Source organism: Paenibacillus foliorum (assembly GCF_013141765.1).
GTDB lineage: Bacteria > Bacillota > Bacilli > Paenibacillales > NBRC-103111 > Paenibacillus_S > Paenibacillus_S foliorum.
Window position 1 is genome coordinate 36399 of record NZ_WHOD01000109.1, and the last position, 17437, is coordinate 53835.

Here is a 17437-nt window from a genome sequence, read left to right on the forward strand (position 1 = left end):
CTAACTAAGCCGATGAATACTTCCTGTGTTTAGGCTGCTTTTGTTGATGTCTGACCGTTCATACCCAAGCTTTTGCCTAATCTATAACCGAACAGTGCCGCAAGAATTTGTTGGAACAGCATCCCCGCAATTACAGGCAGCGCAACCGGTGCCGGAAAGAAGGCGATAGCCAATACCGCACCTGCGCTTAAATTCCGCATACCTGAGTTGAACGTTAAAGCAATCGTAAGCTCACGATTCCAACCCATTACCTTCGCTACGAACCACCCTAGCACATAGCCTAAAGTAGCACACAGAAATGCAACCACTATAATAACTATGAGCTGCTTATTCATTTGCTTAAGATAAGGAGCTATTACAGAGCTATTAAGCGATACTACAATAAATAATCCAATTTTAGAAAATGGCGCTAAATTCGGGCCCCACTGGGTCTTGATTTTCCCTTTAGTAAGTTGGTTCAGTGCCATGCCTATTAATGATGGAATAACAACCATATAAAGCAGCCCTTGCATAATGTCCCATGTATTCATTTGTACCTTGGCGCCGACAAATAAAGTCAAGCTATAGGGTACAATAAATGGAGACAGCATCGTATCAAGTAATATTAATGCCAAGGTAAGTGCAATATTACCCCGGTATATCGTTACCCACACCAAGCTAATAACTCCGGTTGGAATTACAAACAGCAGAATGAAGCCCGTCTGTGTCAGATCATCGCCAGGGAAAAATAATTGACCTGCTCCCCATCCAATCAGCGGCATCACCACATGTAAAATAATAAAAATGATAATGAGCGGAAGTGGATGCATGATTACCTTGCCCAAATCCTTGAAGTTGGAGCCCAGACTCCCCGCAAAGGTCATCGCTGCGAAAATCCAGGGCGCAAGAAAGCTGTAGGAAGACAGCCATGATGCACATAATAAGCCTACAATGACACCGATTGGAGTAAGCAGCGGCATCACTTTTTCCAAAACTTTATTCAGTCGGTTAAGCATAGATGGTGGCCCTCTTTATTCGTATTAGAGTTGAAGTTCTCCACCTATTCTAGCATAAATGTTTTGGCATAAAAGAACTAATATTGCGATTTCCAGCAAAAGCAAACCATATTTGCCATCGATTTTTCTATAAGGTATGCAAAAAAAATTTATTGCTGCATTAAGATTCATTCATTGTAATCACCTTGATCTGAATCTAACCCTTCCCCAGCGTAAGAAACTAGCGGAGATATTTCAATCTCCCGGCTTGCTAGCTTCTCAGAGGGAACACCTGCTGCAAGAAGCCAGCTGCGATGCAATTCGAACAGCATTTGCCTTGCGGTAGCCGGACTATCCACGCCTTCTTTATTTTTCACAGGAGCAAACTCCGCATCACGCTTCATCAAAAGTACGGTCAGGTCATCAGCCAAAGGAAAAAAATCAAAATGATGTCGTTCCAATTTATATGCATTCGGTTGGTCTGGAGCCGTTAGAACTCCCTGGCTGTTCATAAAAGGGATTTTTTTGTGCGCTATGTGATATGGAATTTCGGTTTGTGCATGCTGCTCAATAAAGTCAACACGAAATAATTGAATGGATAGGTTAGCCAGACGGTACTTCAGCCTTCCTAGCTCATCTTGTTCAAACATAAGGGAACCGGGCAGCTCTGTGTACTCCACAACCGCCGGGTGTCCATTCTTCAAGCAGACGACTCCGACCTTCTCCTCAGGTTCAACCTTCTCAATGACTTTAGTAGCTACTGGGTTATTAAAATGGGCTGCAACCCCTATAAATACCGGATCGGCCACCTTGATTAATACATTGTCGACATTATAATAGAACAACCACTCCACGCCGCGCTTCTTTAAATCATCCAAGGCTCCGGAACGCTTCATAGCAGCAAAGCAATCTCCATTGCCGCTTGGTGCCAAGCTTATCTCATCTTCGGCAGCCATTAATATTTTACCGCGTTCGTCTATAGCAGGCATAACACCCTGTTCAAAAAAGAAGCAATCCGCTTGAGAATAGCCAAAATAATGATTTTCAGTAAAGAATCTTAACGTATCCTCATGGTTATCCGGACTTGTCATAACATACCATGGAATCGTAAACCCTGCCCTTTTAGACAGGTTGATCAGACGTTCCGCTTGCAGCTGAAACAAGGATTTATGTGAAGGTAATCCGATATCGAAGGTGCCTTTAGGCCCTTGGTGACCCAATCTGCTCCCTTGTCCGCCCGCTACAACCAAGGCTCCAACCTTTCCCTGTCGAAGCAGCTCCCAGCCCTTTAGCGTAAATTCCTCCTGCTCCTGACGGTCAAAAGCATCCCAATCCCAAGCTTGTATGGCACTTACATCACCCACTGGATCTGGCGCCGAAGGCCGGTTGTTCAACATATGGTTAATTGAGTTAAAATCCAATTTTAGTATACTGTCAACCAGTTTCGCCTGCGATGCTGCGGTTAGTTGCGGATAAAAATGAAGCAGCTGTTCTTGGTCATATTGTACGACTAATGCTCTCGCTTGTTCCCATTTGGATACCATATAATCGCCCACTCACCTAGATATTTATTGTATCTCAGTTTACCATATACGATGAAATTGATCGATATAGGGACGGATGCGACTATTCCGAACCGAATCAAACAAGAAAAAAGCACCTCGAAGGGCGCTTTTTTTATTTGGTCTTATACTTTAAGCTTCAGCTGATGATGTCTGATCTTGCTGTATATCTTTGCTCTCTCATTCTCACATATACAATCATCAAGTATAACCTGATTAAAACTCAACCAAAATGAATGCCAATACTTTCTGATTATACTCCCTCCTCTTATCACATAAATCGACGGAGGCACAATATTTCGGCAGCTGGCTATCCTATTGGTTTGATTATACCAATAAAGCCCCTTTAGCTTTGCGACATCGCTATGCAGCAATTTTGTCTTTTTCGTATAGACTTATGTGATGTAATATACAAATAGTTTAACAGATACTAAAATTCGTGCATCGGTCTGCCGAAGTAATATTTGCGCATAGGAGTATGTCAAAAGCACTATGATAGCCTGACTACTCCTGCTTTTTATATAGGTAAAAACAGCTTATTCTATCGAAATTTCAACCCCAAGCTCATTTTTGAATCTGTCCACCATAAGCTCATACAATTTCCGAGCCGCAGCTCCTTCTCCAGCATCCTTCAAATCTTGCAGCAGCAGCTTGTAATGGGCTTCGATATAAGGCTCTAACGCAATAAGCTTCCGCAAAATTGACTCCCTGTCTAACCTTCCTACTTGGGAAAGCAGCTGTTCCAGAGTCTGCAGATAGGAAGCTCGAACATCATATTGTTTGGCCGCTGCCCAAGCATAATTCTCCGTCTCTAAGTAATCACCTCGGTAAAGCTTTACCAATTCCCCTACCAGGGATACTCCTTCCTCCAAGTGCATTAACGCCTTCAACTGCGCCGCATCGCTGACAATCTTATCAATACGCATCCAATACCTCTCATCTCCAAACATAACCGCATCCTGAAACCCTGCGTTTTTTAGTGTATTCCGAAGATGGTATAATGTCGTGTGAAACAATGCCTGTCCCCGGTCGATCGTATGATCGGGCCATAAATCCTCCAATATACGATGACGCTGCATAGGATTGCCATCATGATGCCATAAATATGCGAACATTTCCTTCGTTTTCTTCGTCCTCCAGGTTACTAGAGCATGGTCGGAATCATACAATTCCATACTTCCAAGAACATTCAAATGCAGGAACGACTCAGCAGCTCCTTCGTTATGCGCTACCGCCGCAGCAGCAGGAGAATACATCGCATCCGTTCCATGATCATTATCCGAATCGCTGTAACGAAGCTGATATCTCTCTAGTGTCTTGGCAAGACGCTCCTTGGAAACAGGCTTTAACAGATACCCAAATGCGTTGACCTCAAAGGCTTCCACTGCATACTCATTATAAGCGGTTACAAATATGATCTGACTGCGGGGGTATCTCAAGGACAATCGCTCCGCTGCGATTAACCCGTTCATACCCGGCATTTCAATATCCAGAAAGATCAGGTCTACCTCCGAATCCTCCAAATAAGCAAACGCTTCGTCCACTTGAAGGAATTTACGCTCAACGGATACATTGCCTACTTCCAGCAGCACAATTTCCAGCACATCCAAAGCGATCTCTTCATCATCTATCAATACGGCTTTAAGCATCACGTTCCTCCGGTATATGAAACTTTATACGTGTTCCTTGATGGAGCTCACTTTGAATCTCCAAGGTTTGGGCGTACAGCATCTTCAAACGGCGGTTTACATTTCCGGTACCGACTCCACTTGCCTGATCCTTACTCAGCTTCAAGAGCATATCTTCATCCATACCAATTCCGTCATCCTCAACAGTAATATCTACCCCTCCTGGTACACGGCAGGCCCGAATCTCCACCGTACCTCCTGAAGGCTTCGGTCCAATCCCGTGGCGCACCGCATTTTCTACGAGGGGCTGAAGTGTCAACGGCGGCAGCATGCAGTGGAAGCCCTCTTCGATTGAATAACGAACCTGAAGCCTGCTGCCAAATCGCAGCTGTTCAATCGCTAAGTAAGCCTTCACCAGCTCCAGCTCTCTTTCAAACGATACAAGCTGGCTTTGAAAGGTGAAGGTAAACTTGGCTCTCAAATAGGTCGTCAGGTGATGAATGGTTTCTCTTAGCTTATCCGTATTTTTGTAGCTAAGCCCAACCAGGGCATTCAAGCTGTTGTACAGGAAATGAGGTGTAATTTGCGCTTGCAAAAAGTCCATCTCCCTGCGCACCGCGTTCTCCGAGGATCGTTTCATGGATAACAGCGATTGTACCCTGGCCTTTAGTTCAGCTAACTCAAACGGCTTCTGCAAAATATCATTAGTTCCTGCTGCGAAGGCTGCAATCATATCCCCCGTTTGACCGGAGGCTGTAAGCATAAGTACAGGAAGCTCAGCCAGGCCGTGCATTTTGCGGATTTCTTTGCAGACATCTACACCTGAAACTCCGGGCATCATCAAATCTAGCAGAACCAAATCAGGCTTAGGAGAACGACGCAGCTGCTCAATAGCTTCCTTGCCGCTGTATACGGCTGTATAGTCATATTGAAGAGATGAGATTGCATCCATCAATATTTTGATATTGGAAGGCTCGTCATCCACTAAGAGAATGGAAAACTCCGCTGGCTCTCCAGTCTGAGATTGCGTAGCAAAGGCATAGCTCTCTACATAATCCGTATCATAGGTCGTCTTGTCCTCCGACACCTCGCCTGGGGCGATCGGCAGCGTAAAGGTGAAGCACGTTCCCCTGCCTACTTCTGATTCCACCTCCAGCTTTCCGTTCTGCAGCTCCACAAGCTGCTTGGTTATGCTGAGTCCAAGTCCTATCCCGCTTGGCGACTGGACCCCTATCTCCGTATGCTGCTCAAACGGCTGAAATATACGGTCGAGCTGTCCTGCTGGTATCCCTCGGCCTGTATCGGTGATTGAAACTGCGAGTTCTTTGCCTCTTATTTCAGCACTTATACGGATAGAGCCTTGCTCAGTAAACTTCATCCCATTTTCTAATAAGTTGTATAAAATTTGCTTCAATCGGTTTTCATCCGCATAAATGAGAGGCAGCCCAGCTGTGAGTTCATTGATGATAATAACCTGCTTATTGATCGGCGTGATGGAAAGCGTCTCGAGCACAAAGCTAACACTCATCCGTAAATCTACAGCAGTTGTATGAATGAGCATATGCCCATGCTTAATTCTTGACATATCCAGAATATCGTGAATAAGCCCCGCCAGACGTCGACCAACCAAGTTCATAAGCCTGATATTTTCCTTGTGCTGCGGACTTAGCTCGGTTTTTCGGTCATCCAGCAGCGACTGCGATAAATTAATGAGGCCATGCAAAGGCGTACGCAGCTCATGTGAGGTTTTTGCCAAAAATTCATCCTTTTGTCGATCGTAAACCAGCAGTTGCTTGGATAGTCTTTCATTCTTATAAAAAGCCTGCTGAATGCGGTTAGACATTAGAAAAGCTTGCGAAAATACGAGCAGCAGCGGTGTAACAATCATATAATACGGATTGTCGAGCGCCAGCTCATAGCGGAGCTGAGCAATAATCCAGCTGGCAATCAGGAAAAATACACCCAAAGCCAGAAAGCTGGTCCCCGGCACACCTTTACTGCGTTTGCGAATCAGCACATAAAAAATATAAATAAAAGTGATCAATTGCAAAAGGATGTTCAGTAAAAAGGTATTCGCCAAATAATCATTGGGAATGAACACAATAATTACGAGATACAAATAGATAAATCGCAGCAGCCAGCGAAGCAAAACATTATTACGTTCACCTAAATAGCTAAATATGTACAACGCAAAAAATAAAAAGGAAAAATAGGTAGAAATAAAAATGATTTTTTGTATCCATATGAAGGAAATGGACGGAATTAACCTTGCTAACAATATTTCGTTGTCAATGCTGAAAAACAGCCCTGTTGCCAGACAAAATAAACTGAAATGCATAAGATGCCGCTCTTTACGCCACTGCCGGAACATACCGCCATAATATAGGAAGAACAGCATCATCGTTGATATTTGAACCATATCTGCCAGCTGGGAGTTATCTATCCGATCAGCAACCGCTCGATAGGACCCGAACTCAGGAGCCTGGACCAATCCTCCTACTAGATAGTTCAAGCTTGCAACCTGGATGATAATTTCAATGAAGCCAGCATCCGCCTTATCGGTTCCTAAGAAAGGCAAATTGCTGGCTACAAAATCATTACCATACAGTGCCGGCTTCCCATTGCCGCCCAGATCATGCCCATTGATAAAGATATGACTGGACATCCGTATTTTTTTGGACCTCAGGCTATAAATATCCGTCTTGTCTACTTGTACGAGCAGACGATAGGTCCCAACGCCATAGCCGTCTCTCCCGTCTGTCTCCAGTAAACCCTTCCACCCTCCAGGTACATTCAATAATTGTCTTTTTGCAATAAGCTGTGGACTTTCTTTAAAATCAGTGGGATTCAGCAGCTTTCCTTCATAAAACTCCCATTCGCCTTTTAGCGGAATGACGGCATCATTCGAAAAATTCCATTCACGTGCATCCAGTATTCCATCATGTGCTACCGGATAATTCACAGACGGATTAAGCCACTGATATATAAAGATCCCTACGATTATAGAAAATACACCTATCATACCTAACATCGTTGCCACAGGTTTGCTCATCGTCTCTGCCTCTAACAAAAATTTTCTATTTGCTTTATTTATCATAGCAGATCTTGGCTAGCCTCTCATTCACTTTTTTATGCAGATATAATGTTCTTTTCCAACAACATCAGCCTTAACCTTACTTCACTGGAGGTGTCTGCAGTACGCTGAGAATATCTCCGGTATCAATAACAAGATGAATATTATTCATGGTCCGCATAGAGCCCGAAATGACCCCCACCAATTGCCCGGATGGATCTATAACCGGTCCCCCCGACATCCCGCTTACAATCTGTGCCGATGTTAGAATCCGGTTTCTTCCGTTGATCTCAGCCTTGGGAGTATTAATAATTCCCTCTGTAATAATTGGAGTGTTTTTCAGAGGATAGCCAATAGCAAAAATCTTCTCTCCATGTTTTACTGCAGCTTCTTTAATTGGTATAAAATGGTATCCCCCTCCATTCACCATTAGTGTTTGTGGATCAGGAAACTTAAGAATTACTATATCTGTTAGTTCGTCATAATTAAGCACCTCAATGGAATCAACTGCTCGTCCGTCATTAAATGTCGCCTCAATCCGCTCTGCCTCTTTTATCACATGATAAGCAGAAGCTGCTGTCCCGCTAGGGGACAGCAGCACGCCTGTGCCGGTGGCTATTAGAGTACCATCGCTTTTTAGTGCCCGGATGTAGAATACCGCGTCATTGGATATCTCGTAGATTTCCTCCGCATTGTGAACAACGGGCGCATCCGCTTTGGCATTGAGACTAACATTGACAAAAAAGAGTATGCCAGACAATAACGAAATCATTGCAATTGCACATAAATGAATTAGTTTTCCCTTCAAGCACCAAACCGCCTTTCCACGCCATTACTTCTTACTTAACAACCGGCATGATTTCATCGAAAGCCCAGTGATCAGGAGTTAAATCGCTGAATTTCGATGGAAGATTTTGTTTTTGTGTACCCGTGATTCTGTTGATGACTACTATCGCCTGTGCTCTTGAAATTTGGCTGTCCGGCTCGAAGGTGCCATCTGGGAAACCCTGTACATAGCCGGCTTTCGTAAAGGCATTGACATACTTCTCTGACCAATGGCCTCTTACATCCGACAGACTTGTTTCACCATTGCTTGTTATATCCAGCTTTAATACTCTGGACATCAGCACAACAAACTCGGCTCTCGTCAAGCCTTTCTCACCACTGAAGGTTCCATCCGGATAACCATCCACAATGCCAGCTGAAGTAAAAAATGCCACCAAATCTTCAATTCCTGACTTTACATCTTTAAATCGATTTTGTACGCTCACTTCCTCCATGTTCAGCAGCGGAGAAAGAATGTGGATGAGATCATATCGGGTCAGAGCTATATCCGGCTTAAACTGTCCGTCTTCATAGCCGGAAATATATTTGATCTGACCTGCTTCGCTTTTCAGATCATATTTGGCATTCTCAGCCTGATAATTCATCGTCACTACCCGATCATCCTTATCGGTAATTATCTTGATTGTCATATTGCCTGTAATGATAATTTCTCCTATATATTGAGCGCTGCTCGTCGTAGGAGTGCTTCCGTCGGTCGTGTAATAAATAATCTGGCCTGCCGGTGCCGTCAGCTTTAATTTACTGTTAATTGCTACGGTTGTTGAGGTCGGGCTGTCACTATTACTATTCACAGTTGATTGGCCGATCTGAGCTGAAATTGTCGGCAGCTGCACGATTGGCTGAGCGAAGCCACCTCCGCCACCTCCGCCGCTTTCGGTCATTCGAGTCCAGACACCTGAAAATACCTCGCTGGTCTCCTTCTCTTCAACGATGGTAACTGCTTTAAGGTTCGTAGTACTCTTCAGCACGATAGGGCCAGAATACAACACAGCGTTCGAATCCGGCAGACTGCCATCCAACGTATAATAAATTTTGCCATTCGGCTCATCTGTGTTTAAAACAACCGAAACCTGATTATAGAAAGTCATCACTATTCCGGATCCAACCTTAGGCTTTATCGCGGTTTCTTTGAACTTCAAGGCTGGAGCATTGACCGTGATTACCCTACTCTCGCCATTGAATGCTGCTGTCAAAGCAGCGCTTCCTGTCGATTTCAGAGTCCCCTTCACTGACCCGGACTCATTGGTGATCAAAGCCTCGTTCGGATTCGCAGTCCAGAGTAAAGCTCCATCCTTGGTTAATTCAAAACTGTTGCGAATGAAGTTAACAAGATCATTTTTGTTTAAAATTACAGCCGCTGCGCTAAGCTTAGAACCAGCTGCTCTATTGAATGCAGTCAATTGAGGATAGAAGCTCTGCTCTGCCTTCCATAGGGATGGATCGAAGCTTGCTGGCAGAGTCCCCTTTGTCAGATCAGTTGCCAGCAAACCTGCTGCTTCCTTATCATCTCCAGAGACTCGTTTACCGGAAGCATCGTAATAAGCAGTATTGCTTTTCAACATCTGCTTGTTAAAAGCTGTATGCGAAACAACTGCTGCATCTTCCTTTTGACCAGCTATTCCTCCGAAGTAAGCTTTACCAGGCATAATTTTTCCTTCAACCCCAGCAATAACTTCTCCATAATTCAAAGAATAATCGATGGCACCACTGGCAGCATAACCAACAATACCTCCTGCTTCGGCCTCAACCGTACCTTCCGCTTTAACAAGGGCGGATGAATAGCTATTGCTGATGGCTCCTTCGTTACTACCTGCAATACCGCCAGCCATTACATGGCTCGAAGCCGCGTCGATATCCGAATAGGAGAAGGACTGAGTAATAGATCCACTGCCCTTGTTCTCACCAGCTATTCCTCCTACTGCAAGGGTAAGACCCGGTGTCGTTGCACGAACGGTTCCTCTGGAGTAAGTCTTGCTCAATTGTCCTTCGTTAGAGCCTGCAATCCCGCCGATGTAGCTGCCTGAACCTGTGATGGTTCCTTTGAAAGCAGCACCTGTAATAGAACCGCTATTGACTCCACTCACGCCGCCGACATAATTAGCGCCTTCCACGCCTGCTGCTTCCACAGTCACGTTGGAAACCGTTCCTTTGTTGTCTCCGACTGCTCCGCCGACATAGTCATTACCTTTGACTTTTCCACGGATAATGATGTCGCTTATAGCAGCTCCCACATGGTTGATCCCAGCTGCAATACCCGTTTTAGAGCCTGCTGTGATATCAGCCTCATCAAATATCAAATTTCTGATTTTTCCATAGTTTTCTGACACAAACCCATTCAAATCTGAGCCTGCTGCCACAAGCTTAAGGCCCTTTATTTTCTTGTCCTTTCCATCGAACTCTCCTCTGAAGCTCATAATCGGAGTCCACAGGCTGCCCGTTAGGTCTAAATCCGCTCCAAGTGTAAACTTCTCCATAGCCGGTTTTTGCGTCGCCGTTCTGTTAAACAAACGGTAATAATCAAGTCCTGTATTATTATAAAGTGTAATGGCGCCTGTCAGTTGCTTGGCATTGTAAATTATAATTTCCGAAGATCCATTGCCGCTTAAGAAGGATGGATCAGTCTCAAAATTCCAATTCCCGAAAGCGTAGGAACTCGAATTATCCGCTTGAACAACTCCTGGGTTGCCGCCCAGATTATATCCGACAGCATTCAAATCTCCCACATAGGAAGATTGAACAATCTTGCCGTCTCTGAAGTTATAACCGACTAACGATCCTTTATAAGCATTAGCACCGCTAACACTCATGGATAGCTCAGCTACATTGGCAAACACACCATCCAAAGTACCGTCGTTATATCCTGCAAAGCCGCCGCCATAAGAACGTGTTGCGTGGTTAACCCCAATGGTTGCAACTTTATCCTGAGCTGCAAAAGCATTTTTGACGATTCCTCGTCTCTCCACAGCTCCCGCGAAGCCGCCGCTGCTTGTATCAAAGCCTGTGTTCGTTATATTGCCTGTAGCGTATGCATCTGTAATGCTGTAGTGGTCTATAGACCCAGCAAAACCGCCTGCATAAGAGCCTGTAATTCCTTTAACATCTATACTCCCTTTGGCATACACTTGTTGAATGATTCCGCTGCCTGAGCTTAAATCACCAAGCAATCCGGCAAAACCGCCTGCATAAATGGTATTTTCCTGATTCGTGCAAACGACGATTACAGGGATATTAGCAAAGGAGTGAGTGATGTTCGTATTATCTCCATTGCCTACAAACCCTCCGACACGTGTAGCCGGCATGACACCCGACTTCGTAATAGCACTGCCCACGGTAATTTTTTGACCGTCCAGGGAGCTCATATTCGAATAATGGATAGCTCCCCCTGCTGTCCAGCCCACAACGCCGCCCACGTCATAAATCGTGCTTGCATCCGCGTTGATATCGCTGCTGGCTGATGAGCTGACGATGATTCCATCGCTGTAGCCCGCTACGCCTCCGACAGAAGCAATTTTGGCCCCATTGACCGAAAGATCGGAGGTTGATCTTGAGTTATAGATGGAGGCTGCTAAATTTTTGCCGACCAATCCACCTACATAAAGATCAGGTACGTTATCCACTCCTTTAGCTTCGATAGCTTTAGAGTGAACGACTGCATCATAAATGCCCCTGTAAAAAGGAATCAGATTACCAAAATCAAGACCGGCATCCACATTGCTTGACTGCATAATACCGGCAATCCCGCCAACGGCGCTTTCTCTTGCTCTCGAGCTAGAAGAAATGTCTGACAGCACATCCGCTTGATAAAGAATTGAATCCATGCTGTAGCCGACAATACCACCAGCTGTGACTCTGTCACCTTTGCCTCTAATTGAGGCCGTGAAAGCTGCCTGGTGGACCGCTGTCTGGGAGAGCTTCCCTGCAATACCTCCAATGACCGCATTGGTACTGCCATCAAGAGAAGACAAAACAACCTTGTCCGTTTTTACATTTTCCATATCAAAAACATTTGTACCCTTACCTGTTTTAACCCCCACAATACCACCGATAATGCCATTCCCCGTCATATGCTGGCCTGCCTGACTGGCTGTTACGTTGACATTGCTGATTGGATTTCCTACATCGGATTGACCGATTACCCCACCCAGAGTTGAACCCAAGCCCAACGCTTGCAATGTTCCATCTGCGAAAGTAACGGTCAAATCATTCGCTTTACCGGACACATGATTTCCAATCAAACCACCTACAATACTGTTGGCCCCAGTAGCTGAAATGGGGTACGCAGCTGTTATCGTTGCACGTGACCCTGTAAAATCTCCCGTTTGCCTTCCAATGACACCACCGATAGTAGCGTTGGCCGCTGAGCTGCCGATGCTGCCGCTTGGTGTTTTCAGATCAAAAATCTGAGGAGTAAGAGCAAACGTATTGTCACCAATGATACCGCCCGCAACAGCGTTATTTCCTACGGCTTCTACACGGCTGTTACCGTCCAATGTCATAGAAAGCTTTTCCACAACACCGGTGTTTTTACCGATAATTCCACCAACGGTATTACCAATAATAGTCCCGGCATTCAGCAGCTTAACATCAATTTGAGAAACCGTCCCTTTATTGAATCCTGCTAAGACCCCAGTGTATTGATTACCCGCTACGGATAAAGGCTCCAACCGCATATGCTGAACCTTTGCCCCTTGTCCAATAACTCCGAACAAGCCTGAATAAGATTGATCCGGCAGCAGCTTGAGTCCATCGATTAAATAATTGTTTCCTTCGAACGTCCCTAGGAAAGAACTCGTTTCATTATTACCGATAGGCACCCACTGATTGGATTGAATATGAATCGGGTTCTGCACACGAATCGTTCTGCCTTCAAAAGCAAACTTATCCACGCCTGTGACTGCTCCATTAACAATCGCAGCAAGTCCTGCAAGTTCTGCTTCTGTTTTAATATCGAAATTAATGGCACCTTTATCTCTCATGTACCAGTTGATGTTGGCATTCACATCACTGCCGCTTCCACCATCTCCACCCGTGTTGGCACTACGGTGTAATTCCGGATATTTATAGTCGGCATTCAGCGAACCGTACTTCCAAGCTTGAGTAAAATCCCATCCCGACAAGCCAGGGAAAATATCTCTTTCTTTAAGTGTGGAAGATAATATCGTACTCAACCGCACGTGCACAAGTAGCCAACGATGGTCTCCTTCTGCGAAATCCGGCAAATCCGTATTAATTTGCTCGTTCTCATCTTTTACATAATAGTTCTTGTAAAGCAGTTCCTTGCTTGGATTGTCATAGCGTCCAGCAAAACCACCGGCATAAGCGCCGTTCTCCGCTGTAACCTGACCTGCCGAATAGCTGGTAGTTACTTTACCGTTAGCAATTCTGCCCAGAAGTCCTCCAGCATAAGATCCCTCTGCACTTGCTGTAATCTCTTTAGCTGCATAAGAATCGGTGATGGATCCGTCTACATGATCGCCAACCAATCCCCCGACATTCGTATAGGCACCACTAGCTGTAACCTTGGAAGCTGAATAAGACTTCTCGATGATACCGCTGTTTCTTCCAATCAAGCCGCCGAGGAATACAGAGTTTCCGTCTGTTCCATAGGCATGGCTTGTAAGATCAATATCCACATAGGATGTAATGATCTGGCCTTTATTGTAACCGGCGAGCCCTCCAGCTAGTGTATTCTCTCCTTCAATCGTTAGGTTCGAATTGCTGTATGTGTAATAAAGCGTCCCTGATTCCGTATTCAGACCGACCAGACCGCCGAGCGTGCTGCCGTTCCCTTTGGATGCAACAGGAATCTTATCCGTGATGCTATTGTTAGCAATCAAGCTTCTGTTCTCACCAGCCATCCCCCCCGTTACCGTTGATGGTGAGAGTACTTGAATCGATCCTACATATCGGCTGTTCTGAATTGTACTGACCGCTATGCCTGGAGCTGTACTTGGATCGCTGCTCTGCTTATCATTAACACCAACGAACCCGCCTACAGTTGAAGCTGCTGCCGTGGCATTCACTTTAAGATTAAGCTGAGCCATATAATTATTCACAAGAATGCCTGTTGCTGTACTTTGATTGTAGGCTGCCATACCTCCTACAATAGCTTTCTCGCCATTAATGATCAGATTTACATTAGTAGCGACGATTTTTTCCAATCTCGATTTGAGATTGTATCCGCTAATTCCGCCGACATAAGCATTAGGAGCATCCGTCGATATGGAAACCAATAAATTCTCGATGTTGGTCATGGCTGCATCGCCAATAATTTTACCTTGCTCGATTTGACCGGCAATACCTCCAGCTATTACATGCTCAGCCTTCACAGCCAGCATGGCATAATCGGGTGCTTCAGCGCGAATTACAGGATTTGTAATCTCTGTACTCTTAGCCAAACCGGCAATACCGCCGATAAAAGAATTCGCTCCAGTCGCAGTAATGAGGGGCTCCTCTTCTGCATATACCGATGAATTAACGATCAAAGCAGGAGCCACTGTGCTGTCTGCTGCTTCGGATCGACCAGCAATTCCCCCAACCTCTGCGCCAGTCCCCTTGGAGGCAATAATAATATTTCTGGCTTCATTGCTTGTAATGGAACCGATATTTCTACCCGCTATGCCTCCGATTTGATTCGAAGGTCCTTCTGTAGTGATGCTCACATTATGGGCGAAGCCTCTTGGCGTGTCTCCCTGATTCACACCAAACAAGCCGCCGATTCGGGCATCGCTTCCTTGTGCCGTTATGATAACTTCCTTTGCAATAAGTGGATGCGCCGCAGTATTATTACCAGCATCACTTGGTATGCTTCCTTTGGCTACTTCCTGAATTCCTGAAATACCGCCGACCTTAGCTTGAGCAGCCGCTATATTGATAGTCAGGTTTTCTGCCTGCACATAAACCTTAGGTGAATGATTGACCCCAATAGCTCCACCAATCTGGCTGTTAGCAGAATTAACATCAATTGCTATCTTGCTCACTTTAATCGGTGTTCCTGTTTCACCTATTATCGCTTCGGCTGTAAGTAATCCCGCTACACCACCCAGCGTGTATCCATTTCTTCCTTGTTCGTTGACCAAACCAAGATTAGCAACCGTGCTTGCCGTGACAAGCAGCGCATTCTCATTATGTCCGACGATGCCTCCAGCTGTAACGCTGTCTGCAGTCGATTCCAGTTTTACACTATAACCGTCCGTATAGCTCACAACCCCAACGGTTGCGTTGGATATTACACCTTGAGCTTTACCTGCTACTCCGCCAGTGAATCCACCTATCAGCTTGTTAGTCAGTGTTATAAACTTAACCTGTGGCCCCGTTATGGATCCCTTTGAATATCCAGCCACCCCGCCAATCGTTCCGTCCGCTGTGATCTTAGTTAATGAGGTTTCCATATTTCCGCTGCATCTTGCGTCAGGCTTATCTCCTATACTTCCAGCACACGGTAGTGAGATCGTGCCTCCGTCCATATACCCAGCAATACCTCCGGTATACGTATCAGCTCCGCCTGTTGCAGAAATCGTCCCCTTGAAGCCTGTTTGGTCTATACTGCCACTACCGCTTCGGTCAACATAATAACCGACAATGCCTCCGGTACTAATAGTGTGACTAGGATCCGAGGCTGCGCCTGCAACAACAATCTCATTGGCAAACACGGCACCTGATATCAGTTTATCGACGCCCTCATCCGGAACCATTCCGATAAAACCGCCCGTATATAGTTTGGCTAGTCCATTGACTCCGATTTTTGCTGAGCTATACACATTATTGCTGACTGCTCCAGATGTTCTAGCATAGGCTCGATTGGATATGATACCACCCGTATATAAGCCGTTGCCACCATTTACGCTGATTTCTCCGCTATTTTCATAGGCTCGATTAGAAGTACTTTCAAATAATACACGTTTGCTTGCAAAACCGATGATTCCGCCTGTGTAAACTTCGTCCGGTTTTTGTGGTCCAGCTCCGCCGGATACTGAAATAGCTCCCGTATTTTTGGCTGAGTTGTTAAAAAATATATCGCCGGAAACCTTTCCTATTAATCCGCCGCTATATAATTGTTGTGTTCCTGTTGCTGTAACATTTACGCTGTTAGTAAAACTCTTATCCCACTTAAAAGTGCTGCCTACAAACCCTGCAATCCCTCCTGTATGTACATTCGTTCCGCCTTTATTAGTGATAGCTGCCGAATTTGTAAACACTATGGAGAATAGTGGTGTGGTCTGCTCAGCTGTAATCGCACCCACCAACCCACCGGCATAAGTGCCGTTAGCTTGCTGAGAATCTATGCTTACTGCGCCAGCATTGGCTGTGCTGTTGGAGAAAGTGATATCCGCACCGGCTCTACCCACTATGCCACCTGCATAACCGCTGCTTCCACCTGTTACCTTAATGGAAGCTGCGTTGCTTATCGGTGTTGCATCTTCATCCATCTTAATGAATCCAAAAGCGAAGCCTGCGATACCCCCGGCATGTAACTTCCCGCTTCCGCTTGCATCTATAGAACCATTATTCAAGACCTTCTTGATTTTAAGTCCATCATCGTCGCCGTAACCAATAATTCCACCCGCATGCACATCCATGCCTGAAGCCGTAACCGGTTTATAGTTATTGGAATTGGCAAGAGTTCCTTCACCCGACCCTACAACACCTCCGGCAAAAACATTAGTAATAGTAGTGCTGACCTTCACATTCAGTTGATTGGTTATATTATATACCGTACTATTATTGACCATTTTACCAACAGCAGAGCCAGCATAAACGCCGTTGTCCCCGTACACATTACTGTACACGCTGTTGCTTACGGTAGCCACATCAATACTTCCGGTATCCGTAAACTCAAAGCCGCCTACCGTACCGCCATCCATGTACCCTACAAGTCCCGCATAGTTCATATTTCCTGAAACCTTCATTCCAGAAATCTTAAAGGATTGTCCACCCTTCGCAATTAAGGTTCCTTTAAAAGGTGTAGCCCTAGTTCCAATAGGCACCCATTGGTAATCTGCCAAATCCAGGTTCCGGTCAATCTCCAACACTTTGCCGCTAAAATCATATTTCTGCGTCCCATCGGCTGAACGGCCTGAATTGACCAGCTTCGCAACCCCCGCCAGCTTAGCAGGAGTATCGATTTTGAATGTATTGTATACCGGGTCATACCATAATGTATCCGCGTGATCCGTCCATTTATCACTGCTGGCACTAGCCATGAAAACTAGTGAAAATGTAAACACTGCAATTATTAATGCAATAAATGCAATTCCGCCGATTGCTTTTTGCTTTGGAGCCATGTTTGCACCGCCTCAATTGATTTAGATCACTTAAACGGGATCTACCCACACAAAACATAAGAATTGTGTG

The 17437-nt window shown here is 45.3% G+C and carries 7 protein-coding genes and 1 riboswitch; all 7 genes read right to left on the reverse strand.

What is annotated here, in order from left to right:
- Positions 1–29 precede the first annotated feature (29 nt).
- Positions 30–995 (reverse strand): bile acid:sodium symporter family protein, encoded by a 966-nt coding sequence (locus tag GC093_RS29085; RefSeq protein WP_171655444.1) that lies wholly within the window; start codon positions 993–995, stop codon positions 30–32.
- 24 nt (positions 996–1019) lie between these two features.
- Entirely contained in the window at positions 1020–1166 is a 147-nt protein-coding gene (locus tag GC093_RS29090) for a hypothetical protein (protein ID WP_171655445.1), read from the reverse strand.
- On the reverse strand, positions 1163–2530 hold the full coding sequence (locus GC093_RS29095; RefSeq protein WP_312886629.1) for a UDPGP type 1 family protein: 1368 nt from the start codon (positions 2528–2530) through the stop codon (positions 1163–1165). The genes GC093_RS29090 and GC093_RS29095 overlap by 4 nt, the downstream gene beginning before the upstream one ends.
- Positions 2531–2834: 304 nt before the next feature.
- Positions 2835–2927, reverse strand: a riboswitch (cyclic di-GMP riboswitch).
- Between the two features lie 145 nt (positions 2928–3072).
- Entirely contained in the window at positions 3073–4185 is a 1113-nt protein-coding gene (locus GC093_RS29100) for a response regulator (RefSeq protein WP_171655447.1), read from the reverse strand.
- Entirely contained in the window at positions 4178–7216 is a 3039-nt protein-coding gene (locus GC093_RS29105; RefSeq protein WP_171655448.1) for a hybrid sensor histidine kinase/response regulator, read from the reverse strand. The genes GC093_RS29100 and GC093_RS29105 overlap by 8 nt, the downstream gene beginning before the upstream one ends.
- A 121-nt stretch (positions 7217–7337) precedes the next feature.
- Positions 7338–8045 carry a S1 family peptidase gene (locus GC093_RS29110; protein WP_171655449.1) on the reverse strand — a complete coding sequence of 236 codons (708 nt, stop codon included), beginning with the start codon at positions 8043–8045 and terminating at the stop codon, positions 7338–7340.
- Between the two features lie 31 nt (positions 8046–8076).
- Positions 8077–17367: a chitobiase/beta-hexosaminidase C-terminal domain-containing protein gene (locus GC093_RS29115; RefSeq protein ID WP_171655450.1), complete on the reverse strand. Its 9291-nt coding sequence runs from the start codon at positions 17365–17367 to the stop codon at positions 8077–8079.
- Between the last annotated feature and the right edge of the window lie 70 nt (positions 17368–17437).

Bases quoted from the DNA above. Each gene is read 5' to 3' on its own strand.
- GC093_RS29085 (WP_171655444.1), bottom strand. From the start codon at position 995: ATGCTTAACCGACTGAATAAAGTTTTGGAAAAAGTGATGCCGCTGCTT.
- GC093_RS29090 (WP_171655445.1), bottom strand. From the start codon at position 1,166: ATGAATCTTAATGCAGCAATAAATTTTTTTTGCATACCTTATAGAAAA.
- GC093_RS29100 (WP_171655447.1), bottom strand. From the start codon at position 4,185: ATGCTTAAAGCCGTATTGATAGATGATGAAGAGATCGCTTTGGATGTG.
- GC093_RS29105 (WP_171655448.1), bottom strand. From the start codon at position 7,216: ATGAGCAAACCTGTGGCAACGATGTTAGGTATGATAGGTGTATTTTCT.
- GC093_RS29115 (WP_171655450.1), bottom strand. From the start codon at position 17,367: ATGGCTCCAAAGCAAAAAGCAATCGGCGGAATTGCATTTATTGCATTA.